Annotated in this window: 20 protein-coding genes and 1 riboswitch; of the genes, 4 read left to right on the top strand and 16 right to left on the bottom strand. The window is 49.3% G+C overall.

The window, feature by feature from the left end; translation table 11 throughout:
* The first annotated feature begins 159 nt into the window (after window positions 1-159).
* Together HP399_RS02260 and HP399_RS02255 are read left to right on the top strand one after the other, a co-directional pair.
* Window positions 160-837, top strand: a complete 678-nt coding sequence (locus HP399_RS02260; protein WP_144618621.1) for a response regulator transcription factor — start codon at window positions 160-162, stop codon at window positions 835-837.
* Complete coding sequence (locus tag HP399_RS02255; protein ID WP_173619843.1) at window positions 827-2,389, top strand: sensor histidine kinase; 1,563 nt, start codon at window positions 827-829, stop codon at window positions 2,387-2,389. Before HP399_RS02260 ends, HP399_RS02255 begins: the two co-directional genes overlap by 11 nt.
* 41 nt (window positions 2,390-2,430) lie before the next feature.
* On the opposite strand, the gene HP399_RS02250 is transcribed toward HP399_RS02255, so the two are convergent.
* Window positions 2,431-3,327, bottom strand: a complete 897-nt coding sequence (locus HP399_RS02250) for a LysR family transcriptional regulator (protein WP_173619844.1) — start codon at window positions 3,325-3,327, stop codon at window positions 2,431-2,433.
* Between the two features lie 128 nt (window positions 3,328-3,455).
* Here HP399_RS02250 and HP399_RS02245 point away from each other — a divergent pair, with 128 nt between their 5' ends.
* Window positions 3,456-4,523, top strand: coding sequence for a YeiH family protein (locus HP399_RS02245; protein WP_173619845.1), 1,068 nt, complete (start codon window positions 3,456-3,458; stop codon window positions 4,521-4,523).
* A 136-nt stretch (window positions 4,524-4,659) separates the two neighbouring features.
* On the top strand, window positions 4,660-6,336 hold the full coding sequence (locus tag HP399_RS02240; RefSeq protein ID WP_173619846.1) for a sulfatase family protein: 1,677 nt from the start codon (window positions 4,660-4,662) through the stop codon (window positions 6,334-6,336).
* Between the two features lie 66 nt (window positions 6,337-6,402).
* Here the strand turns inward: HP399_RS02240 and HP399_RS02235 are convergent, their stop codons facing one another.
* The 15 genes from HP399_RS02235 to HP399_RS02165 form a co-directional block, all read right to left on the bottom strand.
* On the bottom strand, window positions 6,403-6,660 hold the full coding sequence (locus tag HP399_RS02235; RefSeq protein ID WP_173619847.1) for an HPr family phosphocarrier protein: 258 nt from the start codon (window positions 6,658-6,660) through the stop codon (window positions 6,403-6,405).
* 18 nt (window positions 6,661-6,678) lie between these two features.
* Window positions 6,679-8,400, bottom strand: coding sequence for a phosphoenolpyruvate--protein phosphotransferase (ptsP, locus tag HP399_RS02230; RefSeq protein WP_173619848.1), 1,722 nt, complete (start codon window positions 8,398-8,400; stop codon window positions 6,679-6,681).
* A gap of 17 nt (window positions 8,401-8,417) precedes the next feature.
* A complete protein-coding gene (locus HP399_RS02225) occupies window positions 8,418-9,578 on the bottom strand; it encodes a mannitol-1-phosphate 5-dehydrogenase (protein WP_173619849.1) in 1,161 nt (386 codons plus the stop codon).
* Between the two features lie 6 nt (window positions 9,579-9,584).
* Window positions 9,585-10,019, bottom strand: a complete 435-nt coding sequence (locus HP399_RS02220) for a PTS mannitol transporter subunit IIA (RefSeq protein ID WP_016739619.1) — start codon at window positions 10,017-10,019, stop codon at window positions 9,585-9,587.
* Window positions 10,016-12,121: a BglG family transcription antiterminator gene (locus HP399_RS02215; protein WP_173619850.1), complete on the bottom strand. Its 2,106-nt coding sequence runs from the start codon at window positions 12,119-12,121 to the stop codon at window positions 10,016-10,018. The genes HP399_RS02220 and HP399_RS02215 overlap by 4 nt, the downstream gene beginning before the upstream one ends.
* Window positions 12,122-12,184: 63 nt before the next feature.
* On the bottom strand, window positions 12,185-13,615 hold the full coding sequence (locus HP399_RS02210; protein ID WP_173619851.1) for a PTS mannitol transporter subunit IIBC: 1,431 nt from the start codon (window positions 13,613-13,615) through the stop codon (window positions 12,185-12,187).
* A 190-nt stretch (window positions 13,616-13,805) separates the two neighbouring features.
* A complete protein-coding gene (locus tag HP399_RS02205) occupies window positions 13,806-14,129 on the bottom strand; it encodes a PepSY domain-containing protein (protein ID WP_173619852.1) in 324 nt (107 codons plus the stop codon).
* A gap of 150 nt (window positions 14,130-14,279) precedes the next feature.
* Window positions 14,280-15,842 carry a degradosome RNA helicase CshA gene (locus HP399_RS02200; RefSeq protein ID WP_173619853.1) on the bottom strand — a complete coding sequence of 521 codons (1,563 nt, stop codon included), beginning with the start codon at window positions 15,840-15,842 and terminating at the stop codon, window positions 14,280-14,282.
* A 253-nt stretch (window positions 15,843-16,095) separates the two neighbouring features.
* On the bottom strand, window positions 16,096-16,953 hold the full coding sequence (locus HP399_RS02195; RefSeq protein ID WP_173619854.1) for a transporter substrate-binding domain-containing protein: 858 nt from the start codon (window positions 16,951-16,953) through the stop codon (window positions 16,096-16,098).
* A gap of 116 nt (window positions 16,954-17,069) precedes the next feature.
* A complete protein-coding gene (locus HP399_RS02190) occupies window positions 17,070-19,043 on the bottom strand; it encodes a methyl-accepting chemotaxis protein (RefSeq protein WP_173619855.1) in 1,974 nt (657 codons plus the stop codon).
* Window positions 19,044-19,115: 72 nt separating this feature from the next.
* Window positions 19,116-19,216, bottom strand: a riboswitch (cyclic di-GMP riboswitch).
* Between the two features lie 138 nt (window positions 19,217-19,354).
* Window positions 19,355-20,983, bottom strand: coding sequence for a formate--tetrahydrofolate ligase (locus HP399_RS02185; RefSeq protein ID WP_173619856.1), 1,629 nt, complete (start codon window positions 20,981-20,983; stop codon window positions 19,355-19,357).
* A gap of 147 nt (window positions 20,984-21,130) precedes the next feature.
* Window positions 21,131-22,495 (bottom strand): FAD-binding oxidoreductase, encoded by a 1,365-nt coding sequence (locus HP399_RS02180; protein WP_173619857.1) that lies wholly within the window; start codon window positions 22,493-22,495, stop codon window positions 21,131-21,133.
* A gap of 16 nt (window positions 22,496-22,511) precedes the next feature.
* Entirely contained in the window at window positions 22,512-23,786 is a 1,275-nt protein-coding gene (locus tag HP399_RS02175) for a TRAP transporter large permease (protein ID WP_173619858.1), read from the bottom strand.
* 7 nt (window positions 23,787-23,793) lie between these two features.
* A complete protein-coding gene (locus HP399_RS02170) occupies window positions 23,794-24,261 on the bottom strand; it encodes a TRAP transporter small permease (RefSeq protein WP_173619859.1) in 468 nt (155 codons plus the stop codon).
* Window positions 24,262-24,325: 64 nt separating this feature from the next.
* Window positions 24,326-25,381, bottom strand: a complete 1,056-nt coding sequence (locus tag HP399_RS02165) for a TRAP transporter substrate-binding protein (RefSeq protein ID WP_173619860.1) — start codon at window positions 25,379-25,381, stop codon at window positions 24,326-24,328.
* Window position 25,382 lies beyond the last annotated feature (1 nt).

Below are 25,382 nucleotides of genomic sequence, written 5' to 3'. Positions count from 1 at the left end.
GAGGTTTAGTTATGCCCTTCGCCATTCAACGGACACAAAACTCCATTATGCTAAACAACTGAACAAGAACATTTTTTACAAATGATGTCAGTCAAAATGATGTCTATCATTGCTATGATAAGTACAAATTGACTTGAGATAGATAGGAGGTGTTTCTTCGTGAAACGAATTCTACTCATCGAGGATGAAATGCCGATTGCCCGACTTGTCCAGGTCTACCTGGAACGAGCGGGCTATGAAGTAAAATGGAACGAGGGTGATCACGAGGCAATTCCGACTTTTTTCTCCTGGAAACCAGATCTTGTCCTACTTGACCTGATGCTGCCCGATCATGACGGCTTGGATATACTCGATCAGATTCGCCAATACGGCAGTTGCCCGGTCATTATTATCACAGCTCGCGGTACCGTGCCGGACAAGCTCCAAGGGCTGGCACAAGGTGCAGATGATTACATCGCCAAGCCATTTGATCCAGAAGAAGTGCTCGCCCGTGTACAAGCTGTGCTCCGCCGTTCCTCTTATATCGCCGAAGCAGATACGATCAGACTCGGGACACTTTCCATAGATGTTACTGCCCAAAATGCCTTGATCGGGAAAACACCCCTTGCCATGATGCCACGGGATTGGCAACTGCTCGTTTTCCTGGCGCGACATCCGAACCAATGCTTCAGCCGAGATCAGTTGCTGGATCAGGTGTGGGGAATGGATTTTGAAGGGGGCGATCGCTCTGTGGATACCGCAGTGAAGCGCTTGCGCAAAAGCTTGCTGCCTTGGCCGACTTCCGAAGGGGAAATCAGCACAATCAGAGGAATGGGGTATAGCCTGCGTGTTTACTAAACGATCTACTTCTACTAGAACTGCTGTACCGCTCTTGCGTTACTGGACGTGGCGCTATGCCTTGATATTATCGGTCATTCTTTTTGGTATCGGCTTTTTTGGCATCTATTGGATTAATAAAGCAGCTACAGAACAACAGTTTGAAGTACTGGAAGCAAGAACAGAGTTACTCGCTGATTCGTATACCAAGGTGTTGCTTGCCAAGAGCACCTCGACTTCTTCTGTAAAGATAGAGGATTTGGCACAAACAACAGTTGGTGTTTCTAGTCAGGCTGTCACTGGTGTGACTGGCCCTGCGTCTCCGGCTATTCCTGACACCGCAACACCCGCAGCCAATACCGCCATGATCGCATTTCGAGTCATGCCGACTGTCCCAATCGATCACGTGGTACAGATTTACGATGATGCGGGCAAGACGTTCAAGAAGGATATGCTGAATCAGACGACGACCGTTACCGTTGCGCAGTTGCCTACTCCTGCCCAGCCTGTGGACAAAACAAAGGAAATACGGGAGGTCGTTGCCACAAAGGGAGCTACCTGGCTGCGTGTAGGTGTCCCTTACTATGAACACAATGCAGTCGCAGGCACTTATTACGTCAGTACCCCCCTTAACAATGATTTGGTCCACACCTATATCACGATCATGGTTTCCATCGGAATCATCACTTTGTGCGGTTGGGCCATCGTCTATGTACTTTCTCGCTCGTTAACACAGCCCTTGCGGCAGTTGGCAATAGCGGCAGAGCAAATATCCAGCGGGAATTACACGCCGTCCTTGCCCAATTCTTCCAAAATCAAAGAAGCGGAAATCAGTCAGCTGATTCATTCCTTTGACGATATGGCGAAACGGCTTGGACAACTAGAGCGGATGCGCACCGACCTTTTGGCTGGTGTTTCCCATGAGCTACGTACCCCTGTCACCTCGATCCGCGGGATGATTCAAGCGGTCAAAGACGGCGTCGTGAAAGGTGCAGATGCGGATGAATTCATGCAAATCAGCATGGACGAAGCCAAGCGACTCCAGACAATGGTCAATGACCTCCTCGACTTTTCTTCAATGGAAGCAGGTGAGGTATTCGTCGAAAAGCAATCCATTCAAATCGACAGCACGTTAAATCAGATAGTCGCACAGGTGCAAACCTTGCCTTCATTTGCAGACGTATCTGTGACAGTTAACCCGACTGGACCAGAAATCGTATGGATCGGCGATGAATCACATGTTAAACAAATTTTGCTCAATTTATTAGGGAACAGCGCTGCTGCAAATGCAACGCAGATCGAGATCGGTGTCCATAATCAAAGCGACTTCCTCTCCATCGACGTGACCGACAATGGAAAAGGGATTCCTGAGTCAGAGGTTCCATTCATTTTCGAACGGTACTATCGCGGCGATAGCAAACGCAAAAAGAAACAGGGATTGGGGCTTGGCCTGACGATCTCCCGACTATTAGCAAAAGCACACAACGGAAATGTCGAATTGATTCGGACTTCTCCAGAAGGAACAACCTTTCGTCTTTCACTCGCCCATCCAGACCTCGTCCGCTTGAAATAAAAAGGAGGAAGCAGCACGTACCGAACGTGCCGCTTCCTCTTTTATGTATGGGCCCCCTCCGGCACATGTGTGCGGATAAGATCCATGAAGATGTCCAATGCTTTGGTGTGAAACTCGTCGGATTTCGTGACGAGCGAAAAGTCACGGGTAACCGGTGTCCCCGTCACCTTCAATGTGCAGAGCGTGCCGAGCTTGCGTTCCTTGCGGATGGCCCAATAAGACAGTAAGCTGATTCCCAGACCAGCCTCCACTGATTCCTTGATCACCTGTGTACTGCCGAACTCCATTCGCTTTTGCGGTGTGAATTGCAGTTGGCGAAACATTTTTTCAGCCGCTTCCCTCGTGCCTGACCCTTCTTCCCGCACAATCCACGTTTCCTTCATCAGCTCGTCAATGCTGATCTCAGACTGCCCAGCCAATCGATGCTCTGGAGAAGCAATCAAATACATACGATCATCAGCAAACGGCTCCACGCACATTTTTTCGTCCACATACTCCCCCTCAACAATCCCGACGTCGAGTTGTCGCTTCGCCACCAGCTCAGCAATGACTGTGGAATTGTGAATCGTAATCGTGGGGGTAATCATTGGGTAATACTGACGAAGACGCGCAATGACATGAGGCAGCACATACTCTCCATATGTGTAGCTGGCGCCAATAGTCAAATGCCCGCTTGGCGTATTCATCAAATCATCCACGAGGCTCTGCATCCGCGTGTACAAGCCCAAGATCTCCCGAGCGTGATGATAGACAATCTCCCCCGCTTTATTCAAGCGAACATATTTGTTGCTTCGCTCCAGGAGCTTTGTCCCTATCGTGCGCTCGAGCGCATGAATATACTGACTAACGGCAGGCTGCGTCATATGGAGCTCTTCTGCCGCTCGGGAAAAGTTCTGTCTGTCTGCAACGGTCACGAACACGAGCAAATGCTGATCCAACTGCCTTCACTCTCCTTTCCACCACTAACCATTCATTTCACTTATGATGATCATCGCAATGATTTATTTTTCTTATTATAACAGTTGCCGTATGCTGAGTTTGTAAATCTTTTCGAGGAGTGATGGCAATGGCAACTCCGATCAAAAGCAGCGTGCCATTGAATGAAAGCAATGCCGGCGTACAGACCGCAAAAAACAACGAAAGCAACCCCGCATCCTTCTCACTGTGGATGGCTGGAATCGCTTTTACTTTTTTCATCGCCCTGACAGGCTACGGCTTAGCGAAAATACCTGGCTTTCAACAAGTCGGCCCCCTCGCCTGTTCGATCCTGATCGCGGTCGCATACCGGCATTTTCGTGGATATCCGGAAGTATTGCGATCAGGGATTCAATTTTCCGCCAAACGTTTACTGCGTCTGGCTATTATTTTGTACGGTCTTAAGCTCAATATCGACGTCGTCTTGAATGAAGGCCTCGGGCTTCTCGTCTATGACGCTGGTGTCATTATCTTTGCCATCGCGGTTACGATGCTAATAGCCAAGTGGTTGAAAGCAGACTCTTCCCTCTCCCTCATGCTCGGAGTCGGTACAGGCGTCTGTGGAGCAGCGGCAATTGCAGCCGTTTCGCCTATCATTGCCGCCAAGGATGAAGATACCGCCATCGGGGTAGGAATGATCGCACTCGTCGGAACCCTATTTGCTGTTGCCTACACGATCCTGCGTCCATTTCTTCCCCTGTCCGCGGTCGAATACGGCATGTGGTCAGGAATTAGTCTGCACGAGATTGCCCATGTCGCATTGGCTGCTGCACCAGCGGGTCAAGATGGGCTAGCCATTGCACTGCTGGCAAAATTGGGGCGTGTGCTCCTGTTGGTTCCGCTCTGTTTTATCCTGATGGTTTGGATGAAACGCTCCGGGAAATTACAAAGTGGCACCAAGATTGAATTCCCTTGGTTCCTGATCGGCTTCCTCGCCATGAGTGTTTTTGGAAGCTACGTTCTCGGCACATCCATTCCTGTCTCAGAAGCGTTCCATAATGGCGTCGCCAATGTCACAACCTTTGTGCTCACCATGGCTATGGTCGGGCTTGGCCTCAATGTCAATCTGCGTGCACTGCGGACAAAAGCGGCGCGCCCACTGATTGCCATGAGTATTACTTCGATTCTTTTATCGGTACTCTCCTTTGTATTGGTATAAATAGCTGTGGATAACCAAATATTCGAATTCGAATTCGCCGATTTCTTGATAATCGGCGAGTTTTTTTGTGGATAAGGACAAACTTTATCCCCATATGTTGATAAAGATGTGTACATCTTTGCCAAGGGGGATCTATATGTCGAGAAAATGGTTGAGGAGACGACCGAACATCTTGTTCATCATTGTGGATCAGGAACGGTTTCCCCCTGTTTATGAAGAGCCTGCGATACGCGAATGGAGCGAGGATACACTCCACGCTCATGCTTTTTTGCGAGAGCATGGGTTGGAGTTCAAGCGTCATTACGTTGGCTCCACAGCCTGTTGCCCTAGCAGAGCTACCCTGTTCACCGGTCAGTATCCCTCTTTGCACGGCGTCACCCAGACCAGCGGTGCCGCTAAACGATCTCCCGACAGCGACATGTTCTGGCTTGATCGCAATACCGTCCCGACGATGGGAAATTATTTTCGTCAAGCGGGCTATCGGTGTTTCTATAAAGGCAAGTGGCATATATCCGATGCCGACATCTGGGTACCGGGCACCCACTTTCCTATCCCCAGCTATACCCCTATAACGGGAGTTCCTGATCCAGATAAAGAGCGCTTATACTTGCTTGCTGATCGGCTGGACGGCTATGGCTTTTCCAGTTGGATAGGGCCTGAACCGCATGGAATAGCGCCGCATAACTCCGGTTCGTCCGCAGCCATCGGAGTAAATGGTCGTGATGTGGTATACAGCAGCGAAGTCATAGAGCTGCTCCATGCACTGGACCTGAAAAAAAACTCCGTTGAAAGCTACCATCCTTGGCTGATCGTGGCGTCTTTCGTCAATCCACATGACATCGCGATCTATGGGGATATCTCTGCGGGCACACCGTTTTTTCGCTTCCATGTGGATAAGTCCGTTCCCACAGTTGCCCCGCCCCCTACTCAGCACGAATCACTTGCGACAAAACCGCGCTGCCAAGCGAGTTATCGGGAGGTATATCCACAAGCGTTCCAGCCCATTTCGGACCAAGCCCATTATCGAAGACTGTACTATCAGCTCCAGAAAAACGCCGATCGGGAAGTGATGCGTGTTCTTGAAGCACTCGCCTCCTGCTCGTTTTATCCCGAGACACTCGTCGTGTTCACATCCGATCACGGCGAATTGTTGGGCGCTCACGGCAATCTGCATCAAAAATGGTACTGTGCCTATGAAGAGGCGATTCACGTTCCTCTGATTATCCACAACCCACTCCTTTTTCCACACGCAACCTCCACAGAGCTGTTAACCAGTCATGTGGATATTCTTCCGACACTACTCGGGATGGCTGGAGCAGACACAGATAGGCTTAGTGAGGAGCTGATTTATACACATAGCGAGGTACGCCCGCTTGTCGGTCGTGATCTTACTCCCCTCATCTTGTCTCACGATACGGAATCTATCTCCAGCGAGCCGATCTACTTCATGACGGACGACGATGTGACAAAAGGACAGCATCAAGTGAGTGTGCAGCACCAACCCTATGACTCTGTCATCCCTCCGAATCGGATTGAAACGGTCCTCGCCTACATGTATTCCGCCGGGCACAGCGCTTTATGGAAATACTCCCGCTATTTTGCCGAGGATGTATACAACCCCACAATGACTGATTACGAATTGTACAATCTCACGACCGATCCTTTAGAAATACGGAATTTGGTAATCCTGCTCTACAAAACCACACACTCGGAGCGCGTCCGCCTGAAAATGGAGCTGCTTTTAGAAGAACAACGAGCCCAGAAGCGACTGACACCCTTTTCGCACCCTTTTGCACACCTTCTGTCTACTTGAACTTCCCGGAACAACAGAAAAACCCCTCAATTTTTGAGGGGCTTATCGTCTTTCCTTTTCTTTTCGCTATTCCTTTTCAGTCAATGCTTTTTCCAATGCTGCCATCGCTTCTTGTTCATCGACACCATCCGTGATCAGGGTAATTTCTTCCCCTTTTCCAATCGCTGCTGCCATAATTCCCATGATGCTCTTGCCATTTACATTTTTCTCATTTTTGATGATTTTAATTTCGCTGGAAAATGTCGTGGCCACCTTCACAAAATTCGCAGCAGGACGTGCATGCAGGCCGTGCGCCAATTGAACCACTATTTTTTTCTCTACCATTCTGATATGCCTCCTTTACTACACTCTCTCAAGCCATTCCTTCACGAACGCCTCTACTTGTGCAGAAGTGCTCATCTGTAAAATCGTATCAATCTGTTTCGCTGCGTCCTCCACGTTCAAACGACTCAGCTGTTCTCGCGCAGGCAAAATGCTCCCTGCACTCATACTAAATTCATCCAGACCCATTCCCAATAGAATCGGGATCGCGATTGGATCGCCCGCCATCTCTCCGCACATTCCTACCCATTTGTTCTGTGCGTGCCCTGCTTTAATGACGTTGTGCAGCAAGCGCAAAACGGCAGGGTGATAAGGCTGGTAGAGATAAGCGACCTTCTCGTTCATACGGTCGGCTGCCATTGTGTATTGAATTAAATCATTGGTTCCAATGCTGAAAAAGTCAACTTCGCGTGCAAATTGATCGGCCATCAGTGCCGCAGCAGGGATCTCAATCATGATACCCACTTCGTACTGATCGGATACTACAATTCCACGATCTACCAATGATTTTTTCTCTTCCTCCAAAATCGCTTTCGCCTGGCGGAACTCCTCCAGTGTCGCAATCATCGGAAACATGATTTTCAGATTGCCGTGTACACTTGCGCGCAATAGAGCACGCAGCTGCGTACGAAACAGTCCTTGGTTGTCGAGACACAGCCGGATGGCGCGATGTCCAAGAAACGGGTTCATTTCTTCTGGCAAAGCCAAGTAAGAGAGATGCTTGTCCCCGCCAATGTCCAATGTGCGAATAACCACCGGGCGGTCGCCCATATGCTCCAGCACGTGCTTGTACGCAATGTATTGCTCATCTTCCGTCGGAAAATCATTTCGTCCCATGTACAGAAATTCAGTGCGGAACAGCCCGACACCTTCAGCACCATTGGCGTTTGCCCCAGCAACATCTTCAGGACTTCCGATATTGGCGGCAAGCTCGACATGATGATTGTCCAACGTGACCGTTTTATTGTTCACAAGCTTCGCCAGTTCGGCTTTTTGCGCTTCGTAATCAGCCTGCTTGCGTTTGTAGACAGCGATCTCTTCTTCACTCGGGTCGATAATCGCGATTCCTTCATGCCCATCGAGAATGATGAGCGTCGCGGGCTGAACTGCACGAGTGATCCCTTGTGTTCCGACAACAGCAGGAATCTCCAGAGAACGTGCCATAATCGCAGAATGCGAGGTTCGTCCACCAATATCCGTGACGAAGCCTTTGACATAGCGACGGTCTAATTGGGCCGTATCGGAGGGCGTCAAATCATCCGCTACAATGATTACTTCCTCTGTCAGCTCACCAAGTCCTGCAAACGGTACCCCAAGTAAGTAAGAAAGTACACGTTTGGTCACGTCACGAATATCTGCTGCTCTCTCCCGCATGTATTCGTTATCCATTTGCTCGAAAAGTCCGATGAATGCTTGCGCGACATCATTCAAAGCACTTTCGGCGTTTGTCTTTTCATTTGAGATTTTATCTTTGACGGTATCGACTAGTTCCGGGTCTTCCAAGACGAGCAGGTGAGCTTTGAAAATGTCTGCATGATCCGTCCCCATCTCCCGCTCCACGCGCAGAACGATGTCCTCCAAATCATTTTTTGCTCGAGCCAATGCCTCTTGAAAGCGTTGGATTTCACTCGCCGGATCTTCAATCGCTACGGTATTGATCTGTAAATCGGGCGTTGTCAGTAAAAACGCCTTGCCAATGGCTATACCTGCTGAAGCTTTTACACCTGTGATCTTTTGGGACATCGTAACACCAGCCTCTCTCAATGGCTACCTGACCATTCCTTCAATCTGCGTGCCTGTGCGCGCACGATCTCCTCAAGAGGATGACCTGCCGGAATGCCGGTACAATTGTGTAATGTATTTTCCCATCCAAACTCTTTCAGGCTTGCTTGTATCTGTGCGGACTCCGCATCCTCGGGATAGTCGAATGCCAGTGCCGCTGCAATAGCCAGACCTAAATACTCTGGATTCATTCCTTTTTCCATACATTGCAGCGCTGGTCCGACCAAACGATCATGCTGCGACAGCTTGCGGATCGGCGAACGTGCCACCCTGACAATATCGTCAGACAGCAGCGGATTGGTGTATCTGCCGAGGATTTTTTCTACATACTGCCCATGAACTGGCGGGTCAAATCCGTACTTGGCAGCAAGCAGTGCACCTGTCTCCTGAAGAGCCGCGCGTGTCGCCTGAACAATCCGGTCGTCTCGCATCGCTTCATCAATCGTTTTCATCCCCAGCTGATACCCCAGGTACGCGATGACCGCATGGCCTGTGTTGACGGTAAACAGCTTTCTTTCGATGTACGGCGCGAGATCCTCCACATAGGTAACGCCCTCTATGGTAGGGACTTCTCCAACCATCTGCGACGAATCTACCACCCATTCGAAAAACGTTTCAACCATAACCAGCAGCTTGTCATCATGCTGCTGCAAAGGAACGATCCGGTCTACCGCTGCATTGGGGAATCCGATCCATTGTGCTGCCTTGGCTTGAACCGTTTCCGTCAGATGCTCATACACATGTTCCTTCAGCTTCTCACTGCCGCCAATCATATTTTCGCATGCAATCACATTCAGTGGCTTCGCATGAACAGAAAGTCTCCGGGTAATACCGGCTGCGATGGCCCCTGCAATGTGCGGAAGAATGCTGGGACCAACTGCCGTCGTAACCAAATCGGCAGTTGCGATCGCTTCAGCTACCGCCGTTACATCCTGACCATTTATCGCTCGAACTCCTTCCACGACCGACTCCGGTTTTCCTGTTGTTGCTAGTTGTACGCGATACATTTTTCGCTCATTTAGCTCATCGACCAAAGCCGCATTGACATCCACAAACGCAATTTCATAGCCAGCCTTTTGCAACAGTTGCCCGATAAAGCCTCGCCCAATGTTCCCTGCTCCAAAATGTACAGCTAGCATAGGAGATTACACCTCCTCGGAGAACATCGCGATGATTTCTTCCGCCGAAGCCGCGTTTACAATCCGCTTGACGTTTTCTTCCTCGGAGCAAAGAATCGCGATGTTCGAGAGCACCTCCAGATGCTCGTCTCCAACAGCAGCAATACCTACCAGCAAGTAAGCTGTATTTCCTTCTCCAAAATCTACACCCTCGGGAACTTGAATGATGGAGATCCCGGTGGATTGAATCTCTGCCTTGGATTCGTTTGTTCCATGAGGGATGGCTACGCCGCTTCCGATATATGTGGTCGCCAACTGCTCGCGCTCTTGCATTTTCTCTAGATACGCCTCCGTTACGTGGCCTGCACGCACTAGCAATTGTCCTGCCAGTCTGATCGCTTCTTCTTTATTGGCTACCTTTGCATTCAACATGATTTTTTCTGCTGTCAGTATGTTTTTCATTTCGATCTCTCCAATCCTATCTTTTTGAGGCAAAACGCATACATTTTGCCTGCTATATAATCAGCAATTTGCTGTGTTTCTCCGGTTTTCAAAACCACTTGCATTTCTTCTTCAATCAAAAGGGAGCTGATCTCACTGAGTACTTCCAGCCCTTCCTTCGGCACTTCTTTCGGCCCTAAAAGTAGCAGAAGCATGTCAATGGATATCACTTCTTCATCCATCGAGCGAAGAAGGACGGGCTCTCGCAATTGGTGAAACGTAAAAGACGCCTGGTTCACTGCTTCATTTCTTCCGTGAAAAAGAGCCAAGGATGTTCCCGGAATCCCCAAACCGCCGAGCTTTTCCCGCTCGATCAACTGCTTGACTACCGGTTCGACCTCCTCGATCGTTCCACGCTCTTTCAGCCTCTTGCTGATTTGGCTCAAAAGCTGGGCGATGTCCTGATCACGGTTATCCCATCTCATTCCCCACAGCCCGTCGTAAAGCTCATTGGCATACGCAGTGTAGTATTGCATAGCCCTTAGTTGTTCGATGGACTGCTGTCCTACGGGAACCAGCTGACTTTTCTCCTGATGGGATCGTTTCTGGTTCGTCGTGTGCAATTGATATTTAATTTTTTGGATGTCGTCTGGCGGAAGCAGCGGGCTGACCACGACATATTCTGCTGGATCGAGCGGCAATGGAAGGGTGGAAATGACCAAGTCATATTCCGTTGCTGGAACCTCTTCCAAATCGAACATGGACAGATTTTTCAAGCTGACGATTTCCGGTATTTCTTTTTTGATCCGCGTTGCCAAAATCTTGGAGGAGCCGATTCCGCTGGAGCATACCACTAATGCCCGGTACCACTGCTGCTCATGGCGCGTTCTCTCCAATGCCGCACCAAGATGCATCACCAGGTACCCGATCTCTTCATCTGGAACTTGTAGCTCTGGCAAAATCGTTTGGACTGCTTCACTTGTTACGGTAAATAGCTCAGGATAGTTTTGCTTGATCTGCTCGAGAATCGGATTGCGAATCTCCATCTTCCGCTGTAATCGGTACAACGCTGGCTCCAAATGCGTCAGTAGACCATGGAACAGCGAGGCGTCATTGCCAAGCGGGATGTCCAAGCGTTCTTCGCAGGCTTGAATGAAGCGTTTCGTAATGACCATGAGCTCCGTATTTTCGGTCCATACCTGGTCATCCGGAGAATGCCGCAGCTTGGCTCCCCTCAAATGCATCGTAATATAGCCGATCTCATCTGCTGGGATATCCATTTGGAAAATCTGCTTCAGTCGTTCCATGATGTTGCTGGCTATTTCGTATTCGGGAGTTCCATTCAATTCACTTAGGGTATTCTCGTCAAAATGAATGCCCTCGCCTTTTTCAATCCGTTCCATGGCCAATGCCAAATGCGTGACCAATCCGAGATAAGCGCTGTCTGCCAAAGGATAGGGAAGCTCCTCGTCCAGATGGCTCAATGCATTCTCGACCTTAATCAGCTTTTCCCGGTCAATCAAGCCAAGCAGCCGTTCTGATATCGAGTCGATGTCTCGCAATGCCTTGTTTTGAATATTTTCTTTGATAATCCCAATCAGCTCGTGATCGTCCAGATGCTCGGCAATCAGTCTGCTGATAGCCCGTCGCTTGGATGACTCTGTACCTTGCAGCTCTACGCCGTACCCTCTTTTTCGCAAGAGTGACAGATCGTAACGAGCAAGCATGGTCTCCAAATCATCCAGATCATGGCTGATGGTCGCTGTCGTCACTTTCAAATCGATCGCCAGCGAAATCAGCTTGACTGGCTCCGATGCCTCCAGAAGCGCGCACAGGATGATTGCCTTTCGTTCCTGCGCGGTGTATTCCTTCGTCATGTGATGCAGGACAGACATTCTGAGTGCAAGCTTTTGCTCGTCAGTCCCCACCACTTCAAGCCCTGAACCTGTTTTTCTGACCAGCTCCAGTTCAAATTCGTCAAACAAGGAAGCCAGCGCATCCAATTCCCTGTGAACGGTACGACCGCTTACTCCAATCTGCTCGGCGATCGAACCAACGGTAACTCCTTTTTGTTCCTTCAATAAAATCTCGATAATGGATCGCTGTCGAGAGGATACATGCATGTCTTCGTTCCCTCCTCAACGCCAAAGAGGGAAGACGCTAGCTCTCACTAGCGTTGATTCCCTTTACCCCAGGCGTTTGACCAACTTGTCATACTCGGGACTATTCAAGAAATTTTCAATGGAGATATGCTCCGCAGAAGGCGCTTTGACCTGCGCTCTTTCTGTTAAAGACTTGTGCGTAATGACGATATCAGCGTCACTTGGAATGTCGTTGATCGCCGTATTGATGACCGTAATCTCGGTCAGGCCCGCATCCTTGAACTTTTTGCGCAAGGACGCCGCACCCATCGCACTAGAGCCCATTCCCGCATCGCAAGAGAAGACAACTTTTTTCACGTCAGCAGCAGCTACCTCATGCTTCACTGGAGCTTCTACCGCTTCTTGTGCCTGTGCTTTTTTGCCTTTCATCTCTTGCATTTTTTCTGTCGCTTTTTCCAGTTCATCTTCGTCTGTCTTCGCGCTCATTTTCAAGAGAGCAGACGCGATGAGGAAGGACACGACAGTCGCTGCCAACACACCAGCCAGTACCGGTAGCAATCCACCACGCGGAGCCATTGCAATCAAAGCGAAAATACTACCTGGAGAAGGTGGCGCCACCAATCCTGCGCCAAGCAGCGTGAAGGTAAACACACCAGCCATCCCGCCACCAATGGCCGCTAGAATCAGACGCGGATTCATCAGCACATACGGGAAGTAAATTTCGTGGATACCCCCGAAGAAGTGAATGATGACAGCACCTGGCGCCGATTGCTTGGCACTGCCTCTGCCAGCAAGCCAGTATGCCAACAATATTCCCAGACCTGGCCCCGGATTGGATTCAAGCAGGAAGAAAATCGATTGCCCCAGCTTCGCCGCTTCATCCAGACCGATCGGGCTCAGAATACCGTGGTTAATCGCATTGTTCAGAAACAGGATCTTCGCTGGCTCGATGAAAATGCTGGCAAGCGGCAGCAATCCTGCACCTACAATGACTTCTACACCCGCTGCAAGCGCCTTGCTCAAGCCTACAACGACAGGCCCAATTGCTTGGAAAGCCAAAAGTGTCAGTAACCCGCCCACAATACCAGCGGAAAAGTTATTCACTAGCATTTCAAAGCCGGAACGAATTTTTCCTTCGAACAATTGGTCCACTTTTTTCATGACCCAGCCGCCCAAAGGCCCCATGATCATGGCTCCCAGGAACATCGGGATGTCTGCACCTACGACAACCCCCATCGTAGCGACGGCACCTACGACCCCGCCTCGAACATCATGGACCATCTTCCCGCCGGTATAACCGATCAGCAGTGGCAGTAAATACGTAATCATCGGTCCAACCAGTTTGGCCAAATTTTCGTTAGGCAGCCAACCCGTTGGGATAAATAAAGCGGTAATCAATCCCCAAGCGATGAAAGCACCGATATTCGGCATCACCATCGCACTCAAGAACCGTCCAAACTTTTGTACCGAGACCCGTATTCCACCCGAAGAGTTTTTTGTTTCCACGCTCTCCATACTGCACCCTCCTTTACCCCTATTTATGAGATGTTGACATGTTTAAAATGATAATTTGTACACCTCAAATATAAAGCGTTTTCATAGGGGGTAACAACAAAATCAAAGCGCGAATTTGTCTGACTCGTTGTTGCCAAAACTTAATTGCCCATAGGAAAAAGACCTCTGCCCAGTTGCAGAAGCCTTCTCCTTACAAATTATCCGATTCAACCTTGATCACTTTTCCAGTCTTCACATCGACATCGATCTCAAACACCTGATTTTGCTCGGTGAGAATAATAATTTCATACACGGGAACACCTTCGTCTTTTTCCAATTCAACATGGACAACCCGCCCTTTTACCTGCTGCAAGGCGATTCGTATAGCGTCCTCCTTGGTAATGTCTGTTGGCTCGATAATCGCAGAAATCTCCTTCGCCTGATCAAGGGAATGTCCAGTTGCATGAACCGACATCCCCCCACCCAATACGGCGAGCCAAATACCAGCCCACTTTCCAATGGCTGTTTTCCTCATGCGTGCACTCTCTCCCTGCGCGAAAAATCCGTGCCAAAACACTCCTAGTTTGTCACGGATCCCCCTAAATATTCGCAGGCAGGTCAACATGAAAAAAAGACCGATGCGCACAAGTGCACACCAGTCTTTGCTTACAATACCGCTCGATTCTTAGCTGCGTGGTGAACGAGATTCGCCACTGCGTGGACGGGAGTCACCGCTGCGTGGACGAGAATCACCACTGCGTGGACGAGAGTCACCACTGCGCGGACGAGAGTCACCACTGCGTGGACGAGAGTCACCACTGCGTGGACGAGAGTCGCCATTGCGTGGGCGAGATGGACGCTTTCCACCAAAACCGGAACCGGAACCGAAGCCACCTTTTCCTTTTGGAGGTAGCTTTTTCTTACCTACACGAAGAGGAGCCTCTTCTGTTAGGCGAACAGGAGTCATATCTGGCTCTTTGGTCAACAGCTTGAGTGCTGCGGATACGAGTGTTACGGAATCGACATCCTCCAGCAATTGCTCTGCCAGCGTTTTATAAGGAGACAGATCGTCTCTTCCAGATGCTTCGAGAATTTTGTCTACTGTCATCTTTTGTTGACCTTCCAAAGCCTCAGCCATCGAAGGAACCGCACGGCGCTCCATGCGACGGTTCGTTGTACGCTCAATCAGACGCAGATGGTCGATTTCACGGGAAGTCACAAACGTGATTGCCAGACCTGTTTTACCAGCACGTCCCGTTCTACCGATACGGTGAACGTAGCTCTCGGAGTCTTGTGGAATATCAAAGTTAAATACATGCGTTACACCACTGATGTCCAAGCCACGTGCAGCCACGTCAGTCGCTACCAGCACTTCGATCGTACCTTCCTTGAACTTGCGGAGCACGCTGTCGCGTTTCGCTTGATTCAAGTCACCGTGGATACCTTCTGCACCATAACCACGCTTGGTCAGGGCTTCGGACAGCTCATCAACTCTGCGCTTGGTTCTACCGAAAATGATAGCCAGCTCAGGGGAGTGAATATCCAGCAAACGGCACAGTACATCGAACTTCTGCTTTTCAGCTACTTCCATGTATTCCTGTGCAATGTTTGGCACGGTTACTTCTTTTGCTTTCACTTGAATAATGGTTGGTTCGTTCATGAACTGTTGTGCAATTTCCTGGATCGCTCTCGGCATCGTAGCAGAGAACAACAGCGTTTGACGATTGTCTGGAACCTCTTTCAAGATTTCCTTGATGTCGTCGATGAAACCCATGTTCAGCATTTCATCCGCTTCGTCCAAAATAACAACCTCAATGGCATCCAGACGAATGGTTTTTCTTCTCATGTGGTCCATGAAACGACCAGGTGTTGCTACGATGATTTGTGGACGTTTTTTCAACGCTTTGATTTGACGCGTGATGTCTTGACCACCATAGATTGGCAGTGCAGAGATGTTTTTAAATTGGGCAATTTTATTAATCTCTTCTGCAACCTGAACAGCCAGCTCACGTGTTGGAGTCAAAACAACCCCTTGAATATTTCCGCTTGTTTCATCCAAGCGTTCAATCAATGGAATACCGAATGCAGCCGTTTTACCAGTACCTGTTTGTGCCTGACCGATCAGGTCACGACCTTGCAGTGCTACAGGAACCGTTTGATCCTGAATCGCTGTAGCCTCTTCGAAGCCCATGTTGCTCAACGCTCTAACAATGGAGTGATGTAAGCCAAAATCATTAAAAGTCGCCAATGAATGTCAGTCTCCTTTATCAATACCTTCATCTATAAAATTCTCAAAAAAAAGGGCACTATTCCTTACGATCCGGAACATGCCCTTTTATCCCCGATTGTACGTAGCACCCTAAAGAACATAGCTGTAATCGTACCATGCAATGACTGAAAAAGCAAACTGCATATATACCCAAATTGCCTGATTTTGTGATGCTACCGTTTTTTAAAAATAACAAAGCAGCCCAGAATCAGGCTGCTTGTCTGTTATCGGATTATTTTACCCATTTGTTGTAAAGCTCATCAAACATTCCTTGAAGTTTCATCTCGTCCATCCACAGATCCAGGTAGTTAGCGAAGATAGTGTCTCCACGATGGATCATGTACGCTTTTTCACTCTTCGTGAACGGATTGTCGGTCAGAGCTGGATACAGGCGGGAATCTGCTTTGGAATACACAATTGCTTCCAGCGTATCTGTGATCATTACATCGTACTTACCGCTCGCTACCAGACCAGGAATATCGAGGTTGTTTTGTTCAACCGTTACAGTTGCTTTTGTCAGATGCTCACGAACGAATTTTTCGTTAGTGCCACCTGGATTCACACCAATGCGCACCTCTGGCTTGTTGATGTCTGCTACAGTCTTGTACTTGTCCTTGTCTTCTTTGCGGATGAGTGGAGCTTTACCGAACTGAATGTAAGGATCGCTCATGTGTGCTTTTTTCTGACGATCTGTGTTGCGCGTTACGCCTCCGACAGCAATATCGAATTTATTTGCCAAGAGATCGTCCATCAGTTTCGGCCAAGACGTTTGGACAAAACGCGCCTCTACTCCCAGGCTTTTTGCGAATTCTTTCATCGCGTCGATATCGTAACCTTCGAATTCGTTTGTTTTTGGATTCAAATATGTAAACGGTTTGTAGTCACCTGGAGTACCTACGAGGATGTAGCCTCTCGCAATGATTTCGTCCAAACGAGACTCAAACTTCTTCGCTTGCGGTTTTTTAGCAGCTTCAGCAGCTACGGTTGGGACAGGCTTAACCGCAGTTGCGGCAAAAGCACCTGTTCCTGAAGTCATGAGCATAGTTGCAGCGAGTGTGCTCGCCAAGATTGTTTTTGTAAATTTTTTCATCTGGTTTCTCCTCCTGTTAAACGGTAATGAATTTAGTGATCAGAAACAAACTCCATCATCCTTAATGGCATCCCCCCTTTCAAAGAAAGAGGACTTACAACCTGTTGAGCTGCCTCCTACACAGTAAACCTGCCGATTCCTTGCTGTAATTCTTCTGCCACTGCGTTCAAACGCTCGACAGACTGGCCAATTTCCTGGATGGCTTGAAGCTGCTCTTCGGTTGCCTTTGCCACCGTTTGCGCGTCGAGTGAAGCATGTTTCGCAATGTTATGCATTTCATCTACAGAAGCACTCACCTGTTGGGAGCCTGCTGACATTTGTTCAGATGCTGCGGATACTTCCAAAATGTGCGCGGCAACGTTACGGGAAGATTCCAAAATATGCCCGAAGATTTCACGAACCTCTTCAACCAGTTGGATACCATGCTGTGCGTTTTGGTTGCCCGCGGTCATGACCTCTACCGCGTGACGAGTATCCTGTTGGATTTCCCCGATCAGCATTGCGATTTTGGATGCGGATTCTTCGGATTGGTTCGCCAGCTTTTTCACCTCTCCGGCAACGACAGCAAACCCACGTCCATGCTCGCCGGCACGTGCTGCCTCAATCGAAGCGTTCAAGGCAAGCAGATTGATTTGCGAGGTCAACTGACTGATCGTATCGAGAATGCCTTCGATTTCTTTGGAACGATTGTTGAGCTGCTCGATGGCTACTGTCGCCTTCGATGTTCCCTCGCCAATGCTTCCCATCTGGAGAACTGCCTGCTCTACCACAGCAGTTCCTTGTTCTGCCTGCTCTGTTGCTATCTGGGCAGCCTCTGAAACATATGCAGACGTCTCCGCGATTTTCACGATGCCTGCTGCCATGTCATTCATAGACAACGCGACATCCTGCGAACTGGTGGCTTGCGCCTCTGCTCCCTCAGAAATCTGTGCAATAGACAAACCGATTTGGTTGATGTTTTCCGTCGCTTGTTTAATGCCTTCGGATACTTCCTGACTAAACTGCTGTACTTGATCAGATGACAGAGATACGTCTTCGATCAAATTTTTCAAGTGCGATACGGTCTGGTTAAAGTCACGGGACAGAACGGCAATCTCGTCTTTTCCATCAACCGTTACGGTCTCTCTCAAGTTCCCCTGCGCCACTACATTTACTGCGTGATTCAGACGCTCAATTGGTTTCACCATGCGTACAGCTAAGAAATAAACGAGGACAACCCCAATTGCCAACACGATGAGGGAAATAACCATCAATCGGACTGACAGTTGATCGACAGGCGCATGCAGCTCCGCTACAGGTGCAGTGATGTATACGCCCCAGTTCAAACTGGTAGGAGAATAGGAAGCAAATCGCTCTGTATTCTCGTATATATATTGGGCGATTCCATGATTCCCTTGCTTGATATCTTCGAAAGCAGTCTGAAGCTCAAGAATCCCCAAGTCGAGAATCGATTCCTTCAGAATGTACTCGCTATTCGGATGATAAATAAATGTTCCTGTTTTGCTTACTAAAAAGGCGTAGCCAAATTCTCCAAATTTCTCCTCGGACACCTTTTTTTGGATTTCATTGATAGGAATAGTAGAACCGATATAACCGTATTGACGATTGTCCTTCATCAATGGAACGACAAGGGTCACGATGTTATTCCCTGTCCGCTTCGAAATGACTGGCTCGGAGACAACAACCTTCCCTTCCCCTTTACTAGCTTCCTTAATATGCGGACGATCCGAGATGTCGGTCACTTCTCCCATGAAATTGATCACTTTCTTACCACTTAAGTCATGCGAAAAGAAGAACGTCTCAAACTCGGGGTTTTTCTTTTGGGCTTCTTGAATGAGTTTCAGGTCGAATTCGACATTTTGATCAGCCGACATCAACCCTCCGATCGTACTTACAATCTCAATTTTTTCTTGAAAGAAACCATCGATACGAATCGAGAGATTGCTAGCTGACAACTCAGCTTCTTTGTCCAGACTGTCTGCTAAAAGATTGGAAGCACTCCAATAGCTTGCACCGCAAACCGTACCCAAACTAATAACCAACAGCAGGCACAAAACGATAATTAGCTTATTCTTCAAACTATTTTTCATACCGAATCACTTCTCCCTTCTCTTTTTTCAACAAAAAAAAGACTGCCCACCGACAGTCCATCATGACTACGGTATGGCAACCCGGCTGTCCTAGCTGCGAAAGTCATTTGACTTCCGTCCTTAGACCCGTGGCTTTGCGTCCCTGCCTTTCAGCAGGTTTGCCTTTGTCATTCCTTGTTGTTTTTTCAATTAAGGTCCATATTTTTTTAATCTCACCTTTCATTTCCCATAACTTTCCGCCAATAAACCTCGAAATGGAAAAAAAGCTGACAACCTTTTACAGTTGTCAGCTTTTTGTCAAACTTTTTTGATTAGCTTAATCCGATCACTTGCCCATCCTCGTCTACATATAACGATTCCGCAGCCGGCTTTTTCGGGAGGCCTGGCATCGTAACCAAGCTTCCGGTCAGTGCGACGATAAAACCAGCTCCTGCTGATATGCGCACTTCGCTCACTTGAATCGTGAAGTCAACAGGTGCCCCCAACAGATCAGCGCGATCCGTAAAGGAGTACGGTGTTTTCGCCATGCACACAGGCAGATGGGACATGCCCATTTCTTCTACCTTTTGCATCGTTTTCAATGCAAGCGGCGAAAAGACAACCCCTGATCCACGGTATACTTCTTTCACGACTGTCTCAATCTTGTCTTTTATGCTGAGGTCTTCTTCATACAAGAATCGGAAGGATGAAGGACGCTCTGCTGCACGGGTCACTTTTTCTGCCAGCTCAACACCGCCTGCTCCTCCTTCTGCCCATACTTTGGACAGCGCCGCTTCGGCTCCGGCCGCTTGACACAGCGCAATTACAGCATCGACCTCTGCTTGGGTATCCGTCGCAAAATGATTGATGGCCACCACTGCTGGCACACCGAACTTCTGCAGGTTTTCCAGATGGCGCTTGACGTTTTCGAAGCCTTTTTCCAGAGCAGACAAATTCTCCACTGCGAGGTCAGGTACTTTTACCCCGCCGTTGTATTTCAACGAACGAACCGTAATGACCACGACAGCAGCCGATGGAGTCAGGCCTGCTTTTCTACACTTGATGTCAAAAAACTTCTCTGCTCCCAGATCCGCACCAAAGCCCGCCTCTGTTACGACGTAATCCGCCAGTTTCAAGGCCGTCTTGGTTCCAATCACGCTGCTGCACCCATGCGCGATATTGGCAAAAGGCCCGCCGTGAATAATGACCGGAGTTCCCTCGATTGTCTGTACGAGATTGGGCTTGATCGCTTCCTTCAAGAGAACGCACATCGCATCGACCGCGTTGATTTCTTCTGCCCGTACTGGCTGATCATCAAAATCGTAGCCAATAATGATATGGTTCAACCGCTCGCGCAAGTCTGTTAGATTCTCACTCAAGCATAAAATCGCCATGATTTCCGACGCGGTCGTAATCATGAAGCCATCCTCACGCGTCATTCCATTGCCGTCACCCAGACCAACAACGATGTTACGCAGTGCGCGGTCGTTCATGTCCATTGCCCGTTTCCAGACGATTTTCTTTGGATTGAGCCCACGCGAATTGCCATGGAAAATATGATTGTCGATCATCGCTGCCAACAAGTTATGAGCAGCTGTAATCGCATGAATGTCCCCTGTAAAATGCAGGTTAATTTCATCAGCCGGGAGAATTTGTGCTTGGCCACTTCCGGTTGCGCCTCCTTTGATCCCCATGCAAGGACCCAAGGACGGCTCGCGAAGCGCTGCAATTGTTTTCTTCCCGAGATAATTTAATGCTTGTGACAGACCAATCGTCGTAAGCGTCTTGCCTGCTCCCGCCGGGTTAGGGTTCATCGCTGTAACAAGAATCAGTTTGCCATCAGGGCGATCCTTCACTTGCTCCCATAGCTCATCTGATAGTTTGGCCTTATACTTTCCGTATAGCTCCAAATGCTGTTCTTCGATACCTGCAATCTTGGCAATTTCAACAATAGACTTCATGCTTGCCTCCCTGCCACACCAGAATGTAATGCACCAGTTACCAATCTTCTACATTCTGCATTTTTCCTTTTTCTCCTCTCCTCTTCGACACATTACGCAAAAGAAAAAGCCCACATTCTGACAAACGTTCAGAATGCAGGCTCTCTGTTATTTCTCGAAAATTTTTCCCGGATTCAAAATACCGTTCGGGTCCAGCACATGCTTCATGGCTTTCATAACGTCCAGTGCTTCTCCGTGTTCCTTGCGCTGGTATTTGATTTTCCCCACACCCACACCATGCTCTCCAGTGCAGGTTCCTCCCCGACTCAATGCGTATTCCACCAGATGGGCATTTACTTCCTCGGCACGCGCCACTTCTTCGGAGTCATTCAGGTCGATCATCAGGATAGCGTGATAGTTCCCATCCCCGACATGGCCTGCAATCGCTCCATCCAGCCCAGCTCGATCAATGGCTTGCCGCGCGTCCACAACTGCTCCTGCCAGCTCGGAAATCGGCAAGCAAACATCTGTCACCATCAGCTTTTTCCCGGGGGATTTGTGCAGGAAGGCATACGCTAGGTTATGACGAGCATCCCAGAGCTGCGTCCGCGCCTTTGAATCAGTTTCAAAAAGAAACTGCGTGCAGCCATGTCCATCGGCGATGTTCTGCGCAAAGTCGATATCATACGCGAGCCCTTGTTCACTGCCGTGGAACTCGATAAACAGCGTCGGCGCTTCCGGGTAGCTCGTTTCTTTGTACAGATTCACTTGTTGGATGGAACGTTCATCAACCAGCTCGATTCGCGCTACTTGAATACCCGCTCCGAGAATATCCACGACGGTATCGACGGCATCCTGCACGGAAGGGAAGCTGGCACGTGCCGCCGTTGTCGCCTCAGGGATGCCGTAAACACGCAAGGTCAGCTCTGTGAATACACCAAGCGTTCCCTCCGACCCCACAAACAGCCCCGAAAGATGGTAGCCTGAGGAGGATTTGGCTGTCATGCTCCCTGTACGGATGATACGTCCGTCCGCCGTCACCACTTCCAGATCGCGCACCTGATCACGCATTACGCCATAGCGGACAGAGGTTGTTCCACTGGCGTTTGTAGCAGCCATCCCACCCAAAGTCGCGTCCGCGCCAGGATCGACGGAGAAAAACAATCCGTGCTTTTTCAATTCTTTATTGAGCTGGGTGCGCGTCACACCGGGCTGGACTCTCACAAGGAAATCCTTCGGTCGCACCTCCAGCACTTGGTTCATCAAGGAAAAATCCATACTAATACCGCCCGCATAAGGAATCGCGTGGCCTTCCAGACTGGTCCCCATGCCAAACGGCGTTACCGCAATGCGCTTTTCGTTGGCCAGCTTCATGATTTGACTGACTTCCTCTGCCGTCTGCGGGAACACGACCACTTCCGGAAGATGCGGGGTATGGTACGATTCATCATGGCTGTGGTGCTCCAGTACAGTGGGATTGGTCGATACTCGTTCTTCCCCCAGCAGTCCCACTAACGCTTGCTTGTAATCCACGTTGGTTCCCCCTCCGTTACTTGCTCAAGTTAACAAGGAATAAGCTGATTTCAGGAATGTAAGTGATGAGCATCAAGTCGACGATCATGATGACCAAAAACGGGATCACCGCTTGCTCAATCTCCGTATTCTGGAGCTTCGCAATATTTCCTGCTACCAACAAATTGATCCCAACAGGTGGAGTCAGCATACCGATCGCGGAGTTGACGACCATGATCACCCCGAATAGCACCGGATCAATGCCCAAAGAATTCGTGATCGGCAGCAGGATCGGTGTCAGGAGAATGATCGTAACCGCCGTTTCCATGAACGTCCCCAAAATGAGCAGTAAGATGTTAATAATGAGCAACGTAATGATCGTGCTGTCGGTAATCCCCAGCATGAATTGTGCAATTTCCTGCGGGATGTTTTCCCTCGTCATCAGATAACCAAATGCATTGGCGGTCGCAATAATAAGCATGATGACCGCTGTCATGCTGGCAGAGCCCGCGAATATTTCCCCCAGGTCCTTCCACTTGATCTCCCGGTAGACGAAAAGCCCGACAACCAGACCGTAAATCACGGCTACAACCGCTGCTTCTGTTGGAGTAAAGATGGCCCCGTATATACCGCCAAGAATAATGATCGGCATGAGGATCGCCAAAATGGCGTCCTTGAATGCCTCCCAGATCTCTTTAGACGTATGCTTCTCTCCGCCACCCCAGCCGTTTTTCTTACTGATCCAATACGAGTACAGGATCAGCGAGATCGCTACAAGAATACCCGGCCCGATCCCGGCAATAAACAAGTCGCTAATCGAGGCACTCGCTGCTACCCCGTACAAAACCATTGGCACGCTTGGAGGAATCATGACACCGATCGTTCCCCCTGTTGCATGCAAAGCCGCAGAAAACCGGACATTATACCCTTTTTTGACCATGTGCGGGATCAAAATTCCCCCTACGGCTGCCGTTGTCGCAGCAGAAGAACCCGATATCGCTGCAAAAAAAGTACAACCCATGACCGCCACGATTGCCAATCCTCCCGGAAGGTTCCCGACAATCGTATTCGCAAAACGAATCAGCCTAGCCGAGATTCCGCCTGTTTCCATCAGCTTTCCTGCCAAGAGGAAGAACGGGATCGCCATCAGTGGGAAGGAATCTGTCCCGTTGAACATCTTCTGAATGACAACCAGAAGAGGGATGTTTCCCTCCAGCATAAACACGACAACGACAGATAACCCCAGTGCCACCCCAATCGGTACGTTCAGGATCAGGAGCACCAACAGTGTTACAAACAAAATCGTACCCACAATCTGGTCACTCCTTCCCGGTAATGTCTTTCCATGTCACATGGATCACGTTCATGATGAGTAAGGCACCGCTGACCGGAATCACCATGTATACATAGCCCATGGGAACGAGCAGAGTGGGTGAGGTTTGCGTCATGCTTCTCGTAGATAACAAGTAGCCTTGCTGAACCATGACGAGAAAGAAAAGCAGACTACACAAAGCGGCAATAACCAGCACCACCTTGTTCATGCGAGGCGACAAGTACTTTTGAATGTATTCTGTACCGATGTGTGCTTTGATCGACATCGCGTACGCTGATCCCAGAAACGTGATCCAGATTAGCAAATACCGAGCCAATTCCTCCGTCCATGCCAAGGGCTGGTCGAGCAAAAAACGGAAAAGCACCTGCAAGAAGACAGCGATCACCATAATAGCCAGAAGGGCAATGATGAAAAAACGAAGGATGCTGTTTATTTTGGAAACAAGGTTGCCCACACACAATCTCCTTTCGCAGGAAAAAGGGGAGAAAAGCCAGAGTGGCTCATCTCCCTTCTGCCGTTTATTTTGTATTTACAATTTGATCCACCAGCTCTTTGCCAAACTGCCCGGAAAATTTGTCATAGACAGGCTTCATCACATCGCGGAAAGCTTGCTTATCAACATCCTCGGTAATGACTACACCTTTTGCTTTAATATTGGAAATGGCCTCTTCTTCCATCTTGATCATCAACTCGCGCTCGTACTGACCTGCTTTTTTTGCTTCCTCGGCAAGAAGTTGCTGGACATCTGCCGGGAGCTTATCCCATACAGGCTTGCTGAACAAGATCATCGCCGCTGAGTAGACATGCCCGGTCAAGGCCATTTGTGTTTGCTTAGATTCATATAGCTTGTAGGTCTGTGCGACAATCGCCGGATTTTCCTGGGCATCGACGACTCCTTGTTGCAGCGCCGTCAGCGCCTCTGTCCAAGCCATTGGGGTCGGCTTCGCTCCCAATGCTTCGAATGCAGCCAGATGAATCGGGTTTTCCTGCGTGCGTATCTTCAACCCTGCCACATCTTCCGGCTTCTTGATCACCTTCGAACCGTTCGTAATATGGCGGAAGCCGTTTTCAGCCCAAGCCAGCCCGACCAGATTGGCGTTTTCCAAATCCTTGAGGATGTCCTGCCCGACTTGTCCGTCGAGTACCTTGTACGCCTGCTCACGGCTATCAAACAAGAACGGGAGATCAAGCACGCCCAGCTTCGGATGGAAGTTCATTACGGGCGCAGTCGAGGTAATCGACATATCCGCCGTTCCAAAGGTCAGCGCCTCTGTCAATTCACGCTCCGCTCCTAGCTGGCTCAGCGGATACACCTCGATTTTCACTTTTCCGTTCGAGCGCTTGTCGACATCCTCAGCCATTTTTTTCAATGCCAAATGGTATGGATGATCTTCCGTCAGTGAATGCCCTGCTTTGAATACATAGCTTTGGCCTTCACTTTTCGGCGCTTCAGTCCCCCCAGCTTGTCCCGCAGGCGGAGCAGTCTGTTGACCGCCTCCTCCTCCGCACGCCGCCAGAAATAAAGACACAGACATGATGCTCGCTAGCACGAAGCTCCCCTTCTTCCGAAACATG

Source organism: Brevibacillus sp. DP1.3A (assembly GCF_013284245.2).
Classification (GTDB): Bacteria; Bacillota; Bacilli; order Brevibacillales; family Brevibacillaceae; genus Brevibacillus.
Note: the sequence above shows the minus strand (reverse complement) of the source record. Positions and strands in the feature narration are given on the sequence as shown.

Bases quoted from the DNA above. Each gene is read 5' to 3' on its own strand.
- HP399_RS02245 (WP_173619845.1), top strand. From the start codon at position 3,456: ATGGCAACTCCGATCAAAAGCAGCGTGCCATTGAATGAAAGCAATGCC.
- HP399_RS02240 (WP_173619846.1), top strand. From the start codon at position 4,660: ATGTCGAGAAAATGGTTGAGGAGACGACCGAACATCTTGTTCATCATT.
- HP399_RS02235 (WP_173619847.1), bottom strand. From the start codon at position 6,660: ATGGTAGAGAAAAAAATAGTGGTTCAATTGGCGCACGGCCTGCATGCA.
- ptsP (WP_173619848.1), bottom strand. From the start codon at position 8,400: ATGTCCCAAAAGATCACAGGTGTAAAAGCTTCAGCAGGTATAGCCATT.
- HP399_RS02225 (WP_173619849.1), bottom strand. From the start codon at position 9,578: ATGCTAGCTGTACATTTTGGAGCAGGGAACATTGGGCGAGGCTTTATC.
- HP399_RS02220 (WP_016739619.1), bottom strand. From the start codon at position 10,019: ATGAAAAACATACTGACAGCAGAAAAAATCATGTTGAATGCAAAGGTA.
- HP399_RS02215 (WP_173619850.1), bottom strand. From the start codon at position 12,121: ATGCATGTATCCTCTCGACAGCGATCCATTATCGAGATTTTATTGAAG.
- HP399_RS02210 (WP_173619851.1), bottom strand. From the start codon at position 13,615: ATGGAGAGCGTGGAAACAAAAAACTCTTCGGGTGGAATACGGGTCTCG.
- HP399_RS02205 (WP_173619852.1), bottom strand. From the start codon at position 14,129: ATGAGGAAAACAGCCATTGGAAAGTGGGCTGGTATTTGGCTCGCCGTA.
- HP399_RS02195 (WP_173619854.1), bottom strand. From the start codon at position 16,953: ATGAAAAAATTTACAAAAACAATCTTGGCGAGCACACTCGCTGCAACT.
- HP399_RS02190 (WP_173619855.1), bottom strand. From the start codon at position 19,043: ATGAAAAATAGTTTGAAGAATAAGCTAATTATCGTTTTGTGCCTGCTG.
- HP399_RS02185 (WP_173619856.1), bottom strand. From the start codon at position 20,983: ATGAAGTCTATTGTTGAAATTGCCAAGATTGCAGGTATCGAAGAACAG.
- HP399_RS02165 (WP_173619860.1), bottom strand. From the start codon at position 25,381: ATGTTTCGGAAGAAGGGGAGCTTCGTGCTAGCGAGCATCATGTCTGTG.